The organism is Roseiflexus sp. RS-1, from assembly GCF_000016665.1.
Taxonomy (GTDB): Bacteria; Chloroflexota; Chloroflexia; order Chloroflexales; family Roseiflexaceae; genus Roseiflexus.
The window spans coordinates 5,380,332-5,399,649 of record NC_009523.1 but is presented as its reverse complement, the minus strand read 5'-3'; the positions used below and the strand labels follow the sequence as shown (position 1 = coordinate 5,399,649).

Annotated in this window: 10 protein-coding genes; 8 read left to right on the top strand and 2 right to left on the bottom strand. The window is 63.0% G+C overall.

The window, feature by feature from the left end:
• Nucleotides 1–22: 22 nt before the first annotated feature.
• A complete protein-coding gene (locus tag ROSERS_RS22170; RefSeq protein WP_232282711.1) occupies nucleotides 23–2,575 on the bottom strand; it encodes an ArnT family glycosyltransferase in 2,553 nt (850 codons plus the stop codon).
• 158 nt (nucleotides 2,576–2,733) lie between these two features.
• Between ROSERS_RS22170 and ROSERS_RS26535 the strand changes: the two genes are divergently transcribed.
• From ROSERS_RS26535 to clpB, 7 genes are all read left to right on the top strand, one after another.
• On the top strand, nucleotides 2,734–2,898 hold the full coding sequence (locus ROSERS_RS26535) for a hypothetical protein (protein ID WP_011958976.1): 165 nt from the start codon (nucleotides 2,734–2,736) through the stop codon (nucleotides 2,896–2,898).
• 195 nt (nucleotides 2,899–3,093) lie between these two features.
• Complete coding sequence (locus ROSERS_RS22165; protein ID WP_011958975.1) at nucleotides 3,094–3,654, top strand: dihydrofolate reductase family protein; 561 nt, start codon at nucleotides 3,094–3,096, stop codon at nucleotides 3,652–3,654.
• 160 nt (nucleotides 3,655–3,814) lie between these two features.
• Complete coding sequence (locus tag ROSERS_RS22160; RefSeq protein WP_049767560.1) at nucleotides 3,815–4,381, top strand: IS5 family transposase; 567 nt, start codon at nucleotides 3,815–3,817, stop codon at nucleotides 4,379–4,381.
• 45 nt (nucleotides 4,382–4,426) lie between these two features.
• On the top strand, nucleotides 4,427–4,639 hold the full coding sequence (locus ROSERS_RS27035; RefSeq protein ID WP_232282710.1) for a hypothetical protein: 213 nt from the start codon (nucleotides 4,427–4,429) through the stop codon (nucleotides 4,637–4,639).
• Between the two features lie 128 nt (nucleotides 4,640–4,767).
• Nucleotides 4,768–4,983, top strand: coding sequence for a hypothetical protein (locus tag ROSERS_RS22155; RefSeq protein ID WP_011958974.1), 216 nt, complete (start codon nucleotides 4,768–4,770; stop codon nucleotides 4,981–4,983).
• Between the two features lie 114 nt (nucleotides 4,984–5,097).
• A complete protein-coding gene (locus ROSERS_RS22150; RefSeq protein ID WP_011958973.1) occupies nucleotides 5,098–5,493 on the top strand; it encodes a hypothetical protein in 396 nt (131 codons plus the stop codon).
• Nucleotides 5,494–6,289: 796 nt separating this feature from the next.
• On the top strand, nucleotides 6,290–8,905 hold the full coding sequence (gene clpB, locus ROSERS_RS22145) for an ATP-dependent chaperone ClpB (protein ID WP_011958972.1): 2,616 nt from the start codon (nucleotides 6,290–6,292) through the stop codon (nucleotides 8,903–8,905).
• A gap of 19 nt (nucleotides 8,906–8,924) precedes the next feature.
• Here clpB and ROSERS_RS22140 read toward each other — a convergent pair whose 3' ends face one another.
• Complete coding sequence (locus ROSERS_RS22140; protein ID WP_011958971.1) at nucleotides 8,925–10,406, bottom strand: tetratricopeptide repeat protein; 1,482 nt, start codon at nucleotides 10,404–10,406, stop codon at nucleotides 8,925–8,927.
• A 187-nt stretch (nucleotides 10,407–10,593) separates the two neighbouring features.
• Here ROSERS_RS22140 and ROSERS_RS22135 point away from each other — a divergent pair, with 187 nt between their 5' ends.
• Nucleotides 10,594–19,266 (top strand): SdrD B-like domain-containing protein, encoded by an 8,673-nt coding sequence (locus ROSERS_RS22135; protein WP_011958970.1) that lies wholly within the window; start codon nucleotides 10,594–10,596, stop codon nucleotides 19,264–19,266.
• Nucleotides 19,267–19,318: the final 52 nt, after the last annotated feature.

Genomic DNA, 19,318 nt, shown 5'->3' with positions numbered 1-19,318 from the left:
TATCGAGCGCTTCCCTGCATCCTTACCGGCGTGCCGGAAATGTTTCCGCCAGCAACCGCGATGCCCCGTCGCCGACGCCATACGCCAGGAACAGCGGCGCTTCACCGTTCGGCAGGAGCGGCGCTTCCAGTTCGCGCGCCGCAGGACCGAGCGTTGCCAGCGCTGCTGCGCGTTCATCGTCAGACGCATCCGGCGGCAGGATCAGCAACGCATCGCCATCCACCGTTCCCGACAACCGCACCCCGTCGAATGCGCCAACCGTCACATCGAAGGTCAAAAAGCGCACCGTGTCCTGGGCTGTCAACCGTCGATCCAGGAACACGTGCACTGCACGCAGACGCGGATCGTCTGCCAGCGCCGCTGCGCGCACCAACCGCCCGACTGCCGTCTCGGTGAGGTCGAACTCGTGGTAGACCGCCGGATTGCGCGGCATGTGAACGAAGTAGAGCCAGACGTTGAACCCCAGGCTGAGCGCCAGTGTTCCTGCAACGGTTGCGGGAACAACCTGTCGCCATCGCACTGAGGTTGCATTTCTTACAGACACAACCAGAGCGTCGAGCGCCATTCCCGCCAGCATACACGAGGGCGCAAGTGCGCCGAGCGAACGCATGGCATGTGGCGCATTCGTGCTGAAAATGCCCGGAATGAGCGCCAGCGCCAGCCACACCAGCGGAATGCATGCGCGCGTTCGCCATCGTGCGACTGCCAGCCCAACCCCGACAGCGAAGCACGCGCCCGCCAGCGGATCGAGCATCGGCGCGCCGGGCGCGTGGTGTCGCCCATTTGGATCACCGGCGATGTGCCACATCCCCAGGTAGCGAGCGACATTATCCAGCACCAGCGCTATCGTGCGCTTCTCCAGGCTCTGACTGTTAGCGATGGCAACCGCTCCCGTGCGGCGGTTGTACCCCTCGAAATCACCGGCGATGAACCACAGGAGCGGCAGGAGCACAATCATGCCCGCAACAGCCGCCGCCGCCAGTCCGGGGAGCGCCCGTCGCCAGGCTCGCGTGTCACGACCAAGGTGTAGCGCGGTGAGGAGCGCAAACACGAGTGGAGCGAGACGACCGGTATGGTAGGCGTATGCCGCCAGCGCTGCCAGCGCGCCTGCCAGCGCCATGCCAGCCATCATGCGCCAGCGTGTGGGTTGCCCCAGCGCCCGCCACATTGTCCCAATCGCTGCAAGTTCCAGCAGATGATCGAGGGTCGCAGGAAACGCCCAGCGACTCATGCTCAAGCCCCACGAAGCCCAGGCAAGAAATGCCGCACCATACACCGCCGCTCGCGCCCCCAGGATCGGTCGCGCCGCCCACCAGAGCGCCAGCGGCATGAACGCCCCCGCCAGGGCGCTGACCAACCGCGCTGAGCCTGCACCCGGTCCCGTGATCGCCAGCACCGGCGCCATCAGGTAGAAGAGCAGCGCTGGCAGATCGGCGCCAGCCACCACATAGACCGGACGATAGGTCGGGTCGTTCCAGATCCGCAGCGCCTGCATCCCATGACGCGCCTCATCGCGCCACATGCCAGCGGGGAGATCGTCGAGGCGGTAGAGACGCAACACCAGCGCCACAACTGTGATTGCGACCAGCGCCAGCGCCTCAGTGCGGTATGCGAACCGCTCGCCTGAAGCCGCTGTTGCAGCATACGCGCCAGACGCCACAACCGCCAGCGTCACAGCAGCCGCCACCCCGCTCATTCCGATCACCGGCGGCAGTCCAAGGCGCAGCGCCACGACCAGCGCCAGCGTAAGACCAGCGCCGCCCCACAGCGCCGGTACCCCCAGAGAACGCAGCCGGGCAACGCTGTGTATCACCAGCGGACGCATCGGTTGCCAGGCAACGACCAGCATCAGCGGCAGCAGGGGCCACCAGGGCCATCCAATGGTTGGAAGCCAGTACCCTGATACACGCGGAAACGCGGCGGCGGCGCCCGCCAGCAGCGCCAGGAATACAACGACGCTCCAGCGCAACAGCTGGCGTTCCAGCGCCTGGCGTGGCGCGCGCCAGAGCAGTGCAAGCCAGCCAAGCACAGGAAACGACGCAAGAAAGATCGCGCGCACCGGCGGCGGAAACCATACCGCGTCGTTCGATGGCAGCGCAGCGAACTCCGCGAGAACCACCCCAAGATCGCGCCCATCGCCGGGCGGACGGTAGGCAGCGGTTCGCAGCAACAGCGGCGTATCGCCTGCCGGATCGGTTGGAGTGAGCAGGTAGTAGCGTCGCCAGCCGGGCGCGACGGAGAAGGTTCCGACAGCGCGCCCGCGCATGCTTACCGACAGCACCGGCGGATCGGCATCGCCCCGCGGCGCGGCGAAGCGCAGCATCACCTGTGCCGGGCGTCCGTCGAAGCCGAACAGGAACAACGCCGCCTCCGGGCGCGACCAGCGAAACAGATCGGTCGGGTTGCGCTCGACATCGTAAAAACCCACCAGCACGCGCCGCGCATCCGGATCATCAACCGTCAGATGCTGATCCAGTCGCGCCAGGCGCGCCCCCAACACCAGCGACAGGATCACCAGCGCCAGCGGAACGACGCTGCCGGGCGCAACCGGAGCAGCGTCGCGAGCGTGTTGCATATGAAGCCAGCGCACAGACCGGTTCCTATACCAGCAAAAGCCGCAGCGACGCGACATCATACTCCAGGGAAGCACACACCGCAAGTCATGCTTGACATTTAGAACACCTGTGCTATACTATACGTGGAACACAAACGGCGTACAAAAGGGGGACGAGCATGTACCAGAAAGAAATCGTCTACGACCGCGAAACACACGACTACGCGATGTACCTGGATGGAGAACTCGTTGGTTTCGCGCGGACCTACCACGAAGCCGAGATCACGCTCGATCAGTTGATCTTCGAATTGATGAGCGGCGACTATTTCCGCAACGCGGCGTAGGTTTCGAGCCTATCCGAATAACCCGGCGGAACGCAAGGCGATCAAGCCACAAGCGAAGAGGTGCATCAGTTCTTCGGATAGGCTCTAAGCCGAATCCACGCCCGCCCACCAGCGGCTAACGCAAACCGTTAGCCGCTGCGAGGTATTCGTCAACAAGCGACAATCCAGCGGAACGTCAAACTCGGAGTAAAATGCGTGGGACTTCTAACCTTCAGCCTCAATGTAACCCTGGACGGTTGCGTCGACCACCGGGAGGGAATCGTCGACGACGAGACACACGCTTTCTTCACCCGCCTCATGGACGAGGCAGGAGCGATGCTGTGGGGCCGCGTTACCTACGAGATGATGGAGAGCTACTGGCCATTGGTCGCCCGCGGCAACGTGGAGGCGCCGCCAGCGATGCGCGATTGGGCGGTCAAGCTGGAGGCCAAGCCGAAGTACGTGGTGTCGTCGACGCGAACGAACTTCCCGTGGACCAACAGCCATCACATCGCCGGTGACTTGCGCACGAGCATACAGAAGCTCAAGGACGCAACCCCGGCTAGCGTGCTTCTCGGTAGCAGCAAGCTTGCGACTGAGCTCGATCAGCTGGATCTGATCGACGAGTACAAGTTCCTCGTCCATCCCAGGATTGCCGGCCGCGGCCCGACCCTGTACCAGAGCGGACTATCCAGCACGCGACGACTCGAGCTGGTCTCAGCGAAGCCCCTCCGCAACGGTGCGGTCGCCATGCACTACCGGCGGGCGCGCGGCTAACAACCGGTTGCAGCATGCGGCCCTGCGCACCGCCGCTGAGCCGGGTCGTTGGGCGGCCTACATCGGCAAGCGGAGCCAGAGGATGTGAGAGGGCGATCAGAAAACCGGATTTGTGGTATCATGATGGCGACCATGCCGTTCTGATGAGGAGCAATCTCGTATGCCACGACGTGCGCTTCGATCCTATCCAACGAAGGATGCAACCGATCTGACCGATGAACCGTGGGCCGCTCTCGCACCATTGGTCGTCACCCCGTCGCCCAACGGCGGCCGCCCGACCGACATCGATCGCCGCGCGATCGTCAACGCGCTGCTCTCCAAAAATCGTACGGGCTGTCAATGGCGCATGCTTCCGAAAGATGTTCCGCCGATGAGTTCGGTTCGCTCTTATTTTGACAAATGGAATCGTGATGGAACGTTCATCAAAATGAATGATATGCTGCGGAAACTGGCGCGACACGCGCTGGATCGCGATCCGGAGCCATCTATCAGCGTCCTGGACTCCCAATCCGTCACAACGACCGAAGCAGGCGGAGAACGCGGCGACGATAGGAGAAAAAAGGTCAACGGGCGCAAACGGCAATTCTGGGTTGATGCCAATGGGTTCTTGGTGCGCGTGCGCGTGCATCCAGCAGACATCTCGGATACCAAAGGCGCAGCATGGCTTTTGGCCGCGCATCATCACTCCTTTCCTCGGATGCACGAGATTCGGGTGGATGAAGGATAGAAACAAGGGTGAGATGCATGGATGCAAAAGAACACGGCGATGCGTATGAATATCATTGAACAACCGCCTGGACAAACAGTATGTGCCGTCATTCCGAAGCGATGGGTGGTGGAACGCTCGATTGCGTGGGCGGGACGCAATCGCTGGGAGCGGCGAATAATTATTCGCCGCAACAACCGCAACCCAGAATCAAGCGAAGCCTTTCTTTATCCTGGTTCTATTGCAATGCTCCTGAATCGGATCTATCCGAGGTGTTAGTTTTTGATCACGCTCTGAGTTGCCATCTATCGAAGCTGCCAGCGGCGCACCTGACACCTGTCGTTGGGCTACCCCATCATGCCCATCTTGTCGTATAATGCCAGCAGGCGAGCTGCAGGAGATGAGCAATGAACGCCTATCGTGTCGAGACCACAGCACCGCCGGATGGTTCACTGGCCATTCGCCATCTGCCGCTGCAAGCCGGCGAGTCCGTGGAGGTGATCATGTTGGTTCGCCCGCTACTGACGGCAATCACCCGCCGCTATCCGTTGCGTGGCACCCCAATCACCTATCGCGCCCCAACCGAACCCATCGCAGCGTCCGATTGGGAAGCCACGCAATGATCATCTTCGACACCCATATCCGGCTCTGGCGGGTTCATGATGACCCACAACTCCCGCCCACCCAGGCTTCACCCGCGACTGCACTTTATTGAATGAGAATGAGGAGGATCGGCGATGGCCCTGCAAGAACGACGACTCATCCAACAGCACACCGACACCCTGCTGCCCCAAGTCCAGGCCGACCTTAAGCAGGCTTGCGGCGGCGACATCGAGGTGTCCGTCGAATGGGATGGATTCGAGAGCGATATGGCTGCCCTGGAGCGACTGCCCTCTCAGTGCTTCGATCGGTTGGTGACGGCTATCGGATGGGTATGCAAAGAGGAGATCGGAAAAGCGGCCATGCGGGAGAAAGTGCGTCAAGTGGTGGTACGGAACGTGCGCACGGCGGCGGAGCGGAACCTGGCGTTGTCCGACGGGATACTGACGGTGGCAGGGGTGTGGGCATCAACGGAGTGGGATGGCCTGTACCACCAGAACGAGTATCACAGGTTCTTCGAGTCGCATCTGTGAGCGGGAACCTGCCGCCAGCAGCCACAAAGGTGCGGATGTTCGCCTGTCTGCTGTCGCGGTAGTACTCCGGACCGGGAGCAATCGAACAGCGCCGGATCGCATTCTCGGATTGATCGGCGGTGGCAGCGGCGAGTCGGCGCTGGTCGCTGCCTTGTCCACCCTTATCGTCTTCCCATGCTGCACGGATTCGATGCGAGGGGAATGCTCTCGATAACGACGAGGGTCTCTCACTTCTCACTCGTCACTCGTCACTCGTCACTCGTCACTCGTCACTCGTCACCCGTCACTCGTCACTCGTCACTCCTCGCTCCTCGCTCCTCACTCCTCGCCGAGGACCCGCCCACCCCACCGCCGTTGCCGCGTCAACACAAAGACGCAGGCGATACGCAACGACAAACGGCGCTTCCGACGGGTGCGACGGCGTGATCCACAGCGGCGCATGATCGCTGCTCATTCATATGTTGCTCCAACAGTTCACTAACACGCTTGAGACTGAAGCATGATATGCTACCCTCAGATGCCCGTAGGGGCGTAGCATCGCTGCGCCATTCGCAGCATAGCGTATCTTCCTCTGCGAACACTGCGCCTCGGCGGTGACATGCCCTGCACAAGCGCACCGCTGAGACGCCGGGAGCGCGGAGAACTGCACAAACGAGACGTATGTGCCCGTGACGTATGCATATGAGGACGCGACAGCGCATCTTCCGCTGCGAACGCTGCGCCCCGGCGGTGACATACCTTTTTGCCGTGGACTTGAGTATCAAACCCACGGCACATGTAACCAGGAGGGACATCCATGACCTTTAATACGAATCGACTGACTCAAAAATCCGAAGAGGCATTACTGGCAGCACAAAGCACTGCGGAGCGCAACGGCAACAGCCAGGTCGAACCGGAGCACCTGTTGCTGGCGCTGCTCGAACAAACCGACGGCGTTGTTCCACAGGTTCTGGCGCGCCTCAACGTAGCCGTTGGCGTGCTGGTGCAGCAGGTCCGCGCAGAGATCAACAAATTCCCGCGCATCAGCGGCGCAGGCGTGCAACTCCAGTATTCGCCGCGTATGCGCAATGTCGTGGTGCGCGCCGCTGACGAAATGCCGCAGTTCGGCGATGAATACATCAGCACCGAGCATCTGCTGCTCTCGATCCTGCAACATGCCGGCGGCGGCGCCGAGCGCATCCTGCGCCAGGCGGGCATTACCCGCGACAAACTGCTCCAGGCGCTGCGCGAAGTGCGCGGCAGCCAGCGGGTCACCAGTCCAACGCCGGAAGGAACCTACGCCGCGCTGGAACAGTACGGACGTGATCTGACCGAACTGGCGCGACGCGGCAAACTTGACCCGGTGATCGGGCGTGATGAGGAGATCCGCCGTGTGATCCAGATTCTCAGCCGCCGTACCAAGAACAACCCGGTGCTGATTGGCGAACCGGGGGTTGGGAAAACGGCAATCGTCGAAGGGCTGGCGCAACGCATTGTGCGCGAAGATGTGCCTGAAGCGCTGAAAAACAAACGGATCATTGCGCTCGACATGGGGGCGTTGATCGCCGGTGCGAAATATCGCGGCGAGTTCGAAGAGCGACTCAAGGCGGTTCTGAAGGAAATCCAGGAACGCGACGACATTATCCTGTTTGTTGACGAGTTGCATACCGTTGTTGGCGCAGGAGCGGCCGAAGGCGCCATGGATGCCAGCAACATGCTCAAACCGATGCTGGCGCGCGGCGAGTTGCACATGGTCGGCGCCACCACGCTCGATGAGTATCGCAAGCATATCGAAAAGGATGCGGCGCTCGAACGACGCTTCCAGCCGGTGATGGTCGATCCGCCCTCGGTCGAGGATACCATCTCGATCCTGCGCGGTCTCAAGGAACGCTATGAGACCCATCACGGTGTGCGCATCACCGATGCTGCCATCGTGGCGGCCGCCGTCCTGTCGGATCGCTATATCTCCGACCGCTTCCTGCCAGACAAGGCAATCGACCTGATCGACGAAGCCGCAGCGCGTCTGCGGATGGAGATCACCAGCGATCCGCAGGAGCTCGACGACCTGAAACGGCGCATCATGCAACTCGAAATCGAGCGTGAAGCGCTAAAGAAAGAGAAGGACAAAGCCAGCAAAGAGCGGTTGGAAAAACTCGAACAGGAGCTCGCCAACCTGCAAGAGCAGCGGCGCGCCGTCGAAGCCCAGCTGCAACGCGAACGCGAGCAACTGGCGCGGGTGCAGCAACTGAAGGAGCAGATCGACCAGACCCGCATCGAGATCGAACGCGCACAGCGCGTCTACGACTATAACAAAGCGGCGGAGTTGCAGTACGGTCGGCTCAACACGCTGGAGCGCCAGCTGGCGGAGATCGAAGAACACATGCGCGCTTCCGGCAGCGCGATGCTGCGGCAGGAAGTGACCGAACAGGACATTGCCGAGATTGTCTCGAAGTGGACTGGCATACCAGTATCCCGGCTACTCGAAGGCGAGATCGAAAAACTGGTGCATATGGAGGAGCGCCTGCACCGGCGCGTCGTCGGGCAGGACGAAGCGGTATCGGCAGTGGCGAACGCGGTGCGGCGCGCGCGCGCCGGGCTGCAAGACCCGAACCGACCGCTTGGATCGTTCCTGTTCCTGGGTCCGACCGGCGTCGGCAAAACGGAACTGGCGCGCGCGCTGGCGGAGTTTCTCTTCGACGACGAGCAGGCGATGATCCGGATCGATATGTCGGAATACATGGAGAAGCACACAGTTGCCCGGCTGATCGGCGCGCCTCCGGGGTATGTCGGCTACGAAGAGGGCGGTCAGTTGACCGAAGCAGTGCGCCGCAAGCCATACTCGGTCGTGCTTTTCGATGAGGTCGAAAAGGCGCATCACGACGTGTTCAACATCCTGCTCCAGATCCTGGACGATGGGCGGTTGACCGACGGACATGGGCGCGTGGTGAACTTCAAGAACACGGTCATCATCATGACCAGCAACATCGCCAGCCCGACGATCCAGGAACTGGCGCAGCGCGGCGCATCGCAGGAGATCATCCGCGCCAGTGTGATGGAGGAACTGCGCGCTCAATTGCGACCAGAGTTCCTCAACCGGATCGACGAGATCATCGTCTTCCGTCCGCTGTCGCGTGATCAGATCGGGAAGATCGTCGATATCCAGCTCAACCGGCTGCGCAAACTGCTGGCGGATCGCAAGATCACGCTCGACCTCAGCCCGGCTGCGCGGGAGAAACTGGTCGCCGAAGGGTACGACCCGGTGTTCGGCGCACGACCGTTGAAGCGGGTGATCCAGCAGCGCATCCAGAACCCGCTGGCGCTGCGCCTGCTCCAGGGTGAGTTCCGTGACGGCGATACCATTCTGATCGACGTCGCGTCCGACGGATCCTTCACGTTCGAGCGTGTGGTGGTTGGCGAGGTCGTCACACCCTGACGTTGACACCCTGAATCCGTCACGGCAATCCCCACACCGCCATTTGCGCCTCGGCGCGCACGCGCCATTCCGACGCAGGCGCGAGATCGGCGGCGCGGATCAACGCATCACGCGCCGCCGTCCGGTCTCCCAGCGCCGCCAGCGCCCGCCCATAGTGATACGCCGCTTCGGGACTGGCAGGATCGAGGCGGGACGCCTGCGCGGCTGCATCGCGTGAACCAGTTGCATCACCGCACACCAGGCGCGCCTGCGCCAGCGCCGACCACGCCTGTGCGTTTCCCGGCAGCCAGGCGACGGCTTCGGCAGCCGCCGGCAACCCATGCTCACACACCTGCAACGATGTTTTCAGATGATACTGTGCCTGTGTCAGCGCATACGCGCCACGTCTTTCCGGCGGCGCCAGCCGCAGCGCTTCAGCGTATGCCGCCGCCGCCGCCACATAGTCGCGCTGAGCGGCATGCCATTCTCCCAGCGCCAGCAGCACGTCGGGATCGTCCGGCGCAAGGCGGCGCGCTTCCCGGATTTCAGCGAACGCTGCGGACGCATCCTGTGCCGCAAGGTACGCCAGCGCCAGCACAATATGTGGACGGGGATCGTCCGGCGCAGTTGCGACAAGATCGCGCAGGCGCGTCATCGCAACCGCATAGTCGCCATTCAACAAATGTGCATATGCGATATATGCTTCTGCCGGTTGCGCCAGCGCTCCTCGTTTACGTGCAACATCGAACTGCGTCTCTGCCAGCGCCGTCCATCCAGCATCCAGGTAGACCTGTCCCAGTAGTTGCGGTCGAATTGCTTCATCGGACGCCAGAATCGCGGCGATCTGTGCGGCATCGGGGCGCGGCGACGGACGCAGCGGCGCAGCGAGGGGCTGTTCAGCCGGAAGCGGATCGCGCGACGCGGCGGTTGCCCGACGCAGGTCCTCCCAGGCGCTGGTCGGGTCATACCCCGCGCGCAGAGCGGCAATCCGGGCATATGCCGACCGGCGCCACGATTCGGGCAAACCAGCAGCGAGCGCAGCGCGATACCCGGCTTCCGCGCCAGCGTAGTCATCTCGGCGCAACCGTTCTTCCGCTTCCAGCGCCAGGCGTAACCCATACAGCGCCGACGACGGCGGAATCTGCGCCCACATGCGCGCCGCCTCATCGGCATACCCCATATCTGCCGCCATGCGCCCCTGATAGAGACGCGCCAGCATCATCGCGGCATCGTTCAACCCCAACTTCAGCGCCCAACCGAACTCGCGGCTCGCCGCCGAACCCTCGCCGCGCACCACCAGCGTCATCGCCAGACGCAGGCGCGCCGGGGCAAAATCCGGCGTATGCGTCGCCAGCGCATGGTATGCGTGAAACGCCTCGTAATACCGCCCCGCAGCGAAGAGCGCATCCGCCTGGCGCAATGCATCGTGCGGATCGGGTTGAAACGCCAGATGCGCCGCAGCGATCAGCAGCGTCAGCACAAACACCGCTCGCACGATCCGGATGGGTTGAACACCACTCATAACTTCACTGTATGTTTACAACTTCTGCTCGATTTCGCTACCAAATTGCAACTATTCTCATGATGTTCTCTGTAGTATAGTTGAGGTGAGCTGTGCCTGCCACGTATGCGACAGTGTGTGCGTGGCGGGCACGTGTATGTTGAAATGTCGCGTCGTCCGGTCTCCTCTTCAGCGCGAGGTGGTTCGCATGGCAACAAGCCGCTCATTCCATCGCACTCAACGCACGCATATGCGCCGCTGGGCGGCAATTGCCGCTGCCGCTTTGATGATCTCGACGCTGTTCGCTTTGTTTGGCGCACGCGTCGCTAGCGCGGTCGGTGATTTGACGATCCGCGTCTATACGGATAGTAATCGTAATGGACAGTATGACTCTGGCGAGCCCGGAGTGAGCGGAGTGCCGGTGGCGGTGTACAATACCGACAACAACCTGAGCTACCTTGTCAATACGGACTCTAATGGTCTGGCAACTTTTCCGAGCATACCCAACGGCGACTACCGCGTTGAAGTGACGAACCCCGTAACTACTGTTGTCTCTATCCCGCCATCGTCGCCAACAGAGGATAATGCCCTGGTGTTTCGTGTGACGATCAGTGGCGGGCTTGTGTGGCGTGATGTCGGGTTGCGGACGCTTGTCGGCGGCATAGACCCTGACGCACCTGACTCGCCACCTCGCCGCACGATCGTGGTGCGCGCCTGGGATGACCTCGACGCCAACGGTATTCAGGACGCCGGTGAACCGGGGATTGATGGGTTGACGCTTGGTCTGTACAATCCCTCGAACGGTTTGGTTGCCACTGCGACCACAGGACCGGACGGGACATACCGCTTTGTGGACAGTGTACCGGCAAACGTCAACAATTACACCATCCGCGTGACCGGCGGCGTTCCCGCCGGATATGTGCTGACAACGCAGAACGCAAACTTCGACAGTGAGGATCGGCGCGACTCTGATGCCTACTTTGCGGGCGAGCCGCGCATTAACGTGCCCAACCAGGCGCAGGGCGTGAATGACGATAGCCTGGATATCGGGTTTTCGCGCGGCGCGGTGAGCGGCTTCGTCTGGCGCGACCTCGACCAGAACGGTTTGCGCGACCCCGGTGAACCGTTCATCAACGGCGTGACGGTCGAGTTGCTCTCAGGATCTACCCCCATCATGACGGAAACGACGCGCTCGATCCTCAACGATCCCTTCAACCGCGCCGGTTTCTTCGAGTTCACAAGCGTGCCGCTGACGGCGACCTACCGGGTGCGCATTCCGAACGCTGAGTTTGACCAGTCAACCGACCTGCTCTTCGGACACGCAACGCCGCAAACGCAAACGGTGTCGCTGCCGCAGATCGGTAATCAGGGTCTGCGCAATGGGACAGATCCTGGTCCTGTGGTTATCGGCACGGGTGATTTCCTCCAGACGCCTGATTTTACCCTGAATGCGACCAATCGCCGCAACGAGACCTCGAACTTCGGTCTCTACGCCGGCACAGTTGGCGATTTCGTCTGGCACGATGTGAACCGTAACGGAATTGTCGATCCACTCGAAACGACGCTTGGACTGGCGAATGCCCTTGTTTTCATCGATCTGAACAGCGACTGTCTGATCAACACTGGTGAACTGACGACGACAACCGATCTCAACGGATATTACCTCTTCGACTCGCTGCCGCTCGGAGTAACGTACACTGTCGTTCTTGATGCCTCCAACTTCGCCCCCGGCGGCGCGCTCGAAGGGCTTGGCTACACCACCGGCGCAGCCTGCGGCTCAAACGAAGGCGTCTTTATTACGATGACGACAGCCCTGACTGCGACCGCTCCTTCCTTCCTGAACGCTGACTTCGGCATTGCGCGCGCTGAAATTGGCAACTTCGTCTGGGAAGATAACAACGGCGACGGAATTTTCAACCTGAGCGAAACAGGCGTTCCGAGTGTGACCGTTCAACTCTACACTGCTGATGGCGTGCCAGTTGGCTTGCCGCAGACGACCAATGCCAGCGGCATCTACACCATCACCGATATTCTCTCCGGCACATACTACGCGACGTTCGATCTGAGTGCGCTGCCGCCAGACTATGTAGCAAGCGTCTACACCCCAACCGGATGGCTCAGTGTCGATCCACCCGCTGCGAACTCCGATGATGTCAACGACGTTCGCGCGTTCGTCGGCGGGCGCGTCTGGCGCACACCCACGTTTACGATTACGCGCGGCAGCCAGAACCCCGGCGTTGATGCGGCTGTTTTCCGACCTGTTACTGTCGTGGCGCGCGTGTTTGACGAAAACCCACCGGTCGATAACGCCTACCAGATGGGCGACACCGGCATCACCACCGCCACGGTGACGATCACCACCACCAACGGGACGGTGACGCCGCTCAGCGTGACGCCCATCGACCCGACGACCGGGTTGATCACCTTCACCCTCGTGCCGACCACAACGCCCTACTGGGTCAACGTCGCCGCGCCGCCCGGCTTCACCCCGTCGCCGGGGAACAGCGGCGCCGTTCAGATTACGCCTGATCCAATCAGTGGGGACACCGTCGGACCGACCGGATTAGAATTCGGCTACTTCCGGGCGGTGACCGTCGTAGCGCGCGTGTTTGAGGAAAACCCGCCGGTCGATAACGTCTACCAGATGGGCGACACCGGCATCACCACCGCGACGGTGACGATCACCACCACCAACGGGACGGTGACGCCGCTCAACGTCACGCCCATCGATGCGACCGGCTTGATCACCTTCACCCTGGTGCCGACCGACGCTGCCACGCCCTACTGGGTGAATGTCGCCACCCCGACCGGCTTCGCGCCGTCGCCAGGGAACGGCGGCGCGCTGGAGGTGACGCCCAATCCGGGACCGGGCGACAGCGCGGGGGTGTTCCAGTTCGGCTACTTCCGGGCGGTGACCGTCGTGGCGCGCGTGTTTGAGGAAAACCCGCCGGTCGATAACGTCTACCAGGCGGGCGACACCGGCATCACCACTGCCACGGTGACGATCACCACCACCAACGGGACGGTGACGCCGCTCAACGCCACACCCATCGATGCGACCGGCTTGATCACCTTCACCCTGGTGCCGACCGACGCTGCCACGCCCTACTGGGTGAATGTGGCTACCCCGCCCGGCTTCGCGCCGTCGCCAGGGAACGGCGGCGCGCTGGAGGTGACGCCCAATCCGGGACCGGGCGACAGCGCGGGGGTGTTCCAGTTCGGCTACTTCCGCGCCGTGACCGTCGTGGCGCGCGTGTTTGAGGAAAACCCGCCGGTCGATAACGTCTACCAGGCGGGCGACACCGGCATCACCACCGCGACGGTGACGATCACCACCACCAACGGGACGGTGACGCCGCTCAGCGTGACACCTATCGACCCGACGACCGGGTTGATCACCTTCACCCTCGTACCGACCAGTAACACCACGCCCTACTGGGTGAATGTGGCTACCCCGACCGGCTTCGCGCCGTCGTCGGGGAACGGCGGCGCGCTGGAGGTGACGCCCAATCCGGGACCGGGCGACAGCGCGGGGGTGTTCCAGTTCGGCTACTTCCGGGCGGTGACCGTCGTGGCGCGCGTGTTTGAGGAAAACCCGCCGGTCGATAACGCCTACCAGATGGGCGACACCGGCATCACCACCGCGACGGTGACGATCACCACCACCAACGGGACGGTGACGCCGCTCGACGTCACGCCCATCGATGCGACCGGCTTGATCACCTTCACCCTGGTGCCGACCGACGCTGCCACGCCCTACTGGGTGAATGTCGCCACCCCGACCGGCTTCGCGCCGTCGCCAGGGAACGGCGGCGCGCTGGAGGTGACGCCCAATCCGGGACCGGGCGACAGCGCGGGGGTGTTCCAGTTCGGCTACTTCCGGGCGGTGACCGTCGTGGCGCGCGTGTTTGAGGAAAACCCGCCGGTCGATAACGTCTACCAGGCGGGCGACACCGGCATCACCACTGCCACGGTGACGATCACCACCACCAACGGGACGGTGACGCCGCTCAACGCCACACCCATCGATGCGACCGGCTTGATCACCTTCACCCTGGTGCCGACCGACGCTGCCACGCCCTACTGGGTGAATGTGGCTACCCCGCCCGGCTTCGCGCCGTCGCCAGGGAACGGCGGCGCGCTGGAGGTGACGCCCAATCCGGGACCGGGCGACAGCGCGGGGGTGTTCCAGTTCGGCTACTTCCGCGCCGTGACCGTCGTGGCGCGCGTATTTGAGGAAAACCCGCCGGTCGATAACGTCTACCAGGCGGGCGACACCGGCATCACCACCGCGACGGTGACGATCACCACCACCAACGGGACGGTGACGCCGCTCAGCGTGACACCTATCGACCCGACGACCGGGTTGATCACCTTCACCCTCGTACCGACCAGTAACACCACGCCCTACTGGGTGAATGTGGCTACCCCGCCCGGCTTCGCGCCGTCGTCGGGGAACGGCGGCGCGCTGGAGGTGACGCCCAATCCGGGACCGGGCGACAGCGCGGGGGTGTTCCAGTTCGGCTACTTCCGGGCGGTGACCGTCGTGGCGCGCGTATTTGAGGAAAACCCGCCGGTCGATAACGTCTACCAGGCGGGCGACACCGGCATCACCACCGCGACGGTGACGATCACCACCACCAACGGGACGGTGACGCCGCTCAGCGTGACACCTATCGACCCGACGACCGGGTTGATCACCTTCACCCTCGTACCGACCAGTAACACCACGCCCTACTGGGTGAATGTGGCTACCCCGCCCGGCTTCGCACCGTCGCCAGGGAACGGCGGCGCGCTGGAGGTGACGCCCAATCCGGGACCGGGCGACAGCGCGGGGGTGTTCCAGTTCGGCTACTTCCGGGCGGTGACCGTCGTGGCGCGCGTGTTTGAGGAAAACCCGCCGGTCGATAACGCCTACCAGATGGGCGACACCGGCATCACCACCGCGACGGTGACGATCACCACCACCAACGGGACGGTGACGCCGCTCAACGTCACGCCCATCGATGCGACCGGCTTGATCACCTTCACCCTGGTGCCGACCGACGCTGCCACGCCCTACTGGGTGAATGTCGCCACCCCGACCGGCTTCGCGCCGTCGTCGGGGAACGGCGGCGCGCTGGAGGTGACGCCCAATCCGGGACCGGGCGACAGCGCGGGGGTGTTCCAGTTCGGCTACTTCCGGGCGGTGACCGTCGTGGCGCGCGTGTTTGAGGAAAACCCGCCGGTCGATAACGCCTACCAGATGGGCGACACCGGCATCACCACTGCCACGGTGACGATCACCACCACCAACGGGACGGTGACGCCGCTCAACGCCACACCCATCGATGCGACCGGCTTGATCACCTTCACCCTGGTGCCGACCGACGCTGCCACGCCCTACTGGGTGAATGTGGCTACCCCGCCCGGCTTCGCGCCGTCGCCAGGGAACGGCGGCGCGCTGGAGGTGACGCCCAATCCGGGACCGGGCGACAGCGCGGGGGTGTTCCAGTTCGGCTACTTCCGGGCGGTGACCGTCGTGGCGCGCGTGTTTGACGAAAACCCGCCGGTCGATAACGCATATCAGGCGGGCGACACCGGCATCACCACCGCCACGGTGACGATCACCACCACCAACGGGACGGTGACGCCGCTCAGCGTGGTGTCTGACACGACCGGGTTGATCACCTTCACTCTGGTGCCGACGAGCAGCACCACGCCGTACTGGGTCAATGTCGACACTCCGACGGGCTTCACCCCGTCGCCAGGGAACACCGGCGCGGCGCAGGTCATCCCCAACCCGGTGCCAGGGCAGACGGTTGGACCGTCCGGGCTGGAGTTCGGCTACTTCCGCCCCGGCACGGTGACCGGCGCGGTGCGCTTCGACCGCGACGCCGACAACATCCTGTTCGCCGACACCGAGCCGGGGATGCAGGGCGTGACGGTCACGCTGCGGTTGGGCGGCAGCGACGTGCTGACCACCACCACCGACGCGACCGGCGCCTACACCTTCACCAATGTGACTCCAGCCGTCAGTTACACGGTGCGGGTGACCAACCCCGATACGCTGAACTTCCTGCTTGTCACGCCTGCGGGCGGCGACAATGATATGGCGGCGACCGACGGCGGCAACACGTATGCCGAGACAGCGCCGTTCACCGTCACCTCTGGCGCAGCCATCAGCAGGACGGCGGCGGTGCGCGGACGCGCCACAGTGACCGGGCAGGTGTGGGAAGACCTCAACGGCAACGGGCAGCGCGACGCTGGCGAAACCGTCGGCGCGCTGCCGGGGGTGACGGTCAACCTGACGGTCACCGTCAACCTGCCGGGGCTGCTGAGCACGACGATCACGACCAACACCACGACCAACGCCAGCGGTTTCTACACCTTCACCGCGCTGCCGGGGTGGGCGAACGCCAGCACCGAAGTCTCCTTCACGCTGGACTTCGCCACGCCGTCCGGGTGGTTCGCCACCCTGGCGGATGTCGGAGCGCCAGCGACCGACAGCGACGGCATCGGAACCGGACCTGATCAACTCGATGACCAGGGGTTGCAGCGCAATACAACCGAAACCCGCGACCGCGGCTACTATCGCCCGGCGGTCATTCAGGTGCGCGTCTTCGAGGAGACCACATCACCGATCAATAACGTGTATGCATCTGGCGATGCGCCGATCACTGGAGCAACGGTAACCCTGACGCCGAACGTGACGCTCGGCGGACCGTTCGGACCTGATGCGACCGGTATCATCTCGTACACGGTTACACCGACGACAACTGCGTACACGGTGGGGGTGGCGAGTGTGCCTGCCGGCTACTTCCCCTCGCCGGGGAACACGGGGACGGTAACTGTCACGGCGCCATTGACCAGCGGGCAAACGATCACGCCGCTGCCGTTCGGCTACTACCGCCCCGGCGTCATCAGCGGCACAACCTGGTTCGACACCAACGTCAATGGAACGTTCGATACCGGCGAGCCGACGATGGCAGGCGTCACTGTGACGCTCTATCTCGATCCCGATGCGACGGTCAACGGCAATGAGACATCGATCGGTACATTCACGACCGGTGATAATGGCATCTACCAGTTCACGAACATCACACCAACCGATGTGCTGACAACCGGTACGCTCTACCGCGTCCGCTTCGAACTGCCGACCGGGTACGCCTTCACAACCCAGGGCGCACCCATCACAACGGACAACAACAGCGACGCGAATACAACCAATGGCTACACCGACCGCTTCAGCGTCGGATCGAACGAGACGGTCACCTATGTCGATGCTGGCGCAGTCGGCAACCTGTCGCTGAGCGGCACGGCGTGGGAAGACACCGACGCGGATGGAACGTTCGATGCGGGTGAGACCGGACTATCAGGCGTCACGCTGACATTGACGGTGACCACATCGATCAACTCGACCAATCCCACGGTCACATACACGGTGACGAGTGGCGCAGGTTCGCCTAACTTTACCTTCAACCAGTTGCCAGCGGGCAATTACCAGCTCAGCGTCACCGCGAAGCCGCTCGGCTACCTGCTTTCGACTGCCGGGACGTTGAGCGGAACGCTGCCGGCGACCGGGCAAAACTTCGGATTGTACCGCACCGCAGCGGTCGGTGATCGCGTCTGGCTCGATGTGAACGGCAACGGAACCTACGAAGCCGGTGTCGATGCCGGTCTGCCAGGCATTACCGTCCGGCTGCGTGACGCTGCAACCGATGTGGTCATCTCTACGACCACAACTCTGGCAGGCGGCAATGCAGGCTTCTACGGCTTCGAGAATGTGACGCCCGGCTCGTATGTGGTCGAGTTTGTCGTGCCGTCAGGCTTCCAGACGGTCAATAACGGTCTCGGTTCACTGAGCGTCGATAACGACAACGACGCGCAGAGCAATGGTCGCACCGCACCCTTCGTGCTGGCAAGCAACCAGATTTCGGCAACAATCGACGCCGGACTCATCGGCAACGGGTCGATCTCCGGCATCGCCTGGATCGATGAGAACTTCGACGATATTCGCAACCCGAGCGAAACGCAGCGCATCGCAGGCGTGCAGGTCACCCTGACGATCACGCCGACCGTCCTGTCCTCGCCGTTGACGCTCAGCACAACCACCAACGCCAGCGGCGCCTACACGTTCGCTAATCTGCCACCGGGCACATTCGTGCTGACATTCACCAAACCGGCGGGATACTTCGACATCACGCCGCGCGTCGGCAGCGATCCAGCGGTTGACAGCGACGCGCCGGTTGCAATCGGAACGCTGGGGGCCGGTCAGTCGATCACCACGCTGGATGCCGGGTACCGGACGCAGACACGGGTCTTCCTGCCGCTGGTTATGGTACCGGTAACGCCGCCAGACCTGGTGGTCGAAGCGTTCACGGTCACACCCGCGAAGAGCAGTTATGCGGCAGGCGAACCGGTGCTGATTACGGTGAAGGTCAAGAACGTTGGCGGTTCACCGACAACGGTCGGGTTCTGGGTCGATCTCTACATCAACCCATCGACGCCGCCAACCACGCCGAATGTGCGCTGGAACGACGTCTGCGGCATCTCGCCGTGCTACGGCATTGCCTGGTATGTGAACCAGTCCCTGGCGCCAGGGCAGAGTATCACCCTGACCTCTGCGCCAGGACAGTTCGCCGGACCGCAATCGATCTGGCCCGGCTCCTTCGCCAGTGGCACGAATGCCCTGTACGTCTACGTCGACAGTTACAACCCGCCGGTGCCGACAGGCGCAGTGGTCGAAAGCAACGAAACCAACAATCGCGCTCAGATTACCGGTTTCGTTGTCGCAGGAGCATCGTTCAGCAACGGCGCCGATCCGGGAGCGCCCTCCGGCGCACCTGACGCACCGGTTGCCCTGCCGCCACGCGATTTGCCGGGTCCGGTTGAACCGTAAATCGTGAGTCGGACATCCTTCCCACGGAAGGCACCTTCCGTGGGAAGGGTAA

What these genes read in the sequence shown, in the direction of transcription:
- ROSERS_RS26535 (WP_011958976.1), top strand. Translation starts at nt 2,734, where the DNA reads ATGTACCAGAAAGAAATCGTCTACGACCGCGAAACACACGACTACGCG.
- ROSERS_RS22140 (WP_011958971.1), bottom strand. Translation starts at nt 10,406, where the DNA reads ATGAGTGGTGTTCAACCCATCCGGATCGTGCGAGCGGTGTTTGTGCTG.
- ROSERS_RS27035 (WP_232282710.1), top strand. Translation starts at nt 4,427, where the DNA reads ATGAATATCATTGAACAACCGCCTGGACAAACAGTATGTGCCGTCATT.
- ROSERS_RS22170 (WP_232282711.1), bottom strand. Translation starts at nt 2,575, where the DNA reads ATGCAACACGCTCGCGACGCTGCTCCGGTTGCGCCCGGCAGCGTCGTT.
- ROSERS_RS22150 (WP_011958973.1), top strand. Translation starts at nt 5,098, where the DNA reads ATGGCCCTGCAAGAACGACGACTCATCCAACAGCACACCGACACCCTG.
- clpB (WP_011958972.1), top strand. Translation starts at nt 6,290, where the DNA reads ATGACCTTTAATACGAATCGACTGACTCAAAAATCCGAAGAGGCATTA.
- ROSERS_RS22155 (WP_011958974.1), top strand. Translation starts at nt 4,768, where the DNA reads ATGAACGCCTATCGTGTCGAGACCACAGCACCGCCGGATGGTTCACTG.
- ROSERS_RS22135 (WP_011958970.1), top strand. Translation starts at nt 10,594, where the DNA reads ATGGCAACAAGCCGCTCATTCCATCGCACTCAACGCACGCATATGCGC.
- ROSERS_RS22160 (WP_049767560.1), top strand. Translation starts at nt 3,815, where the DNA reads ATGCCACGACGTGCGCTTCGATCCTATCCAACGAAGGATGCAACCGAT.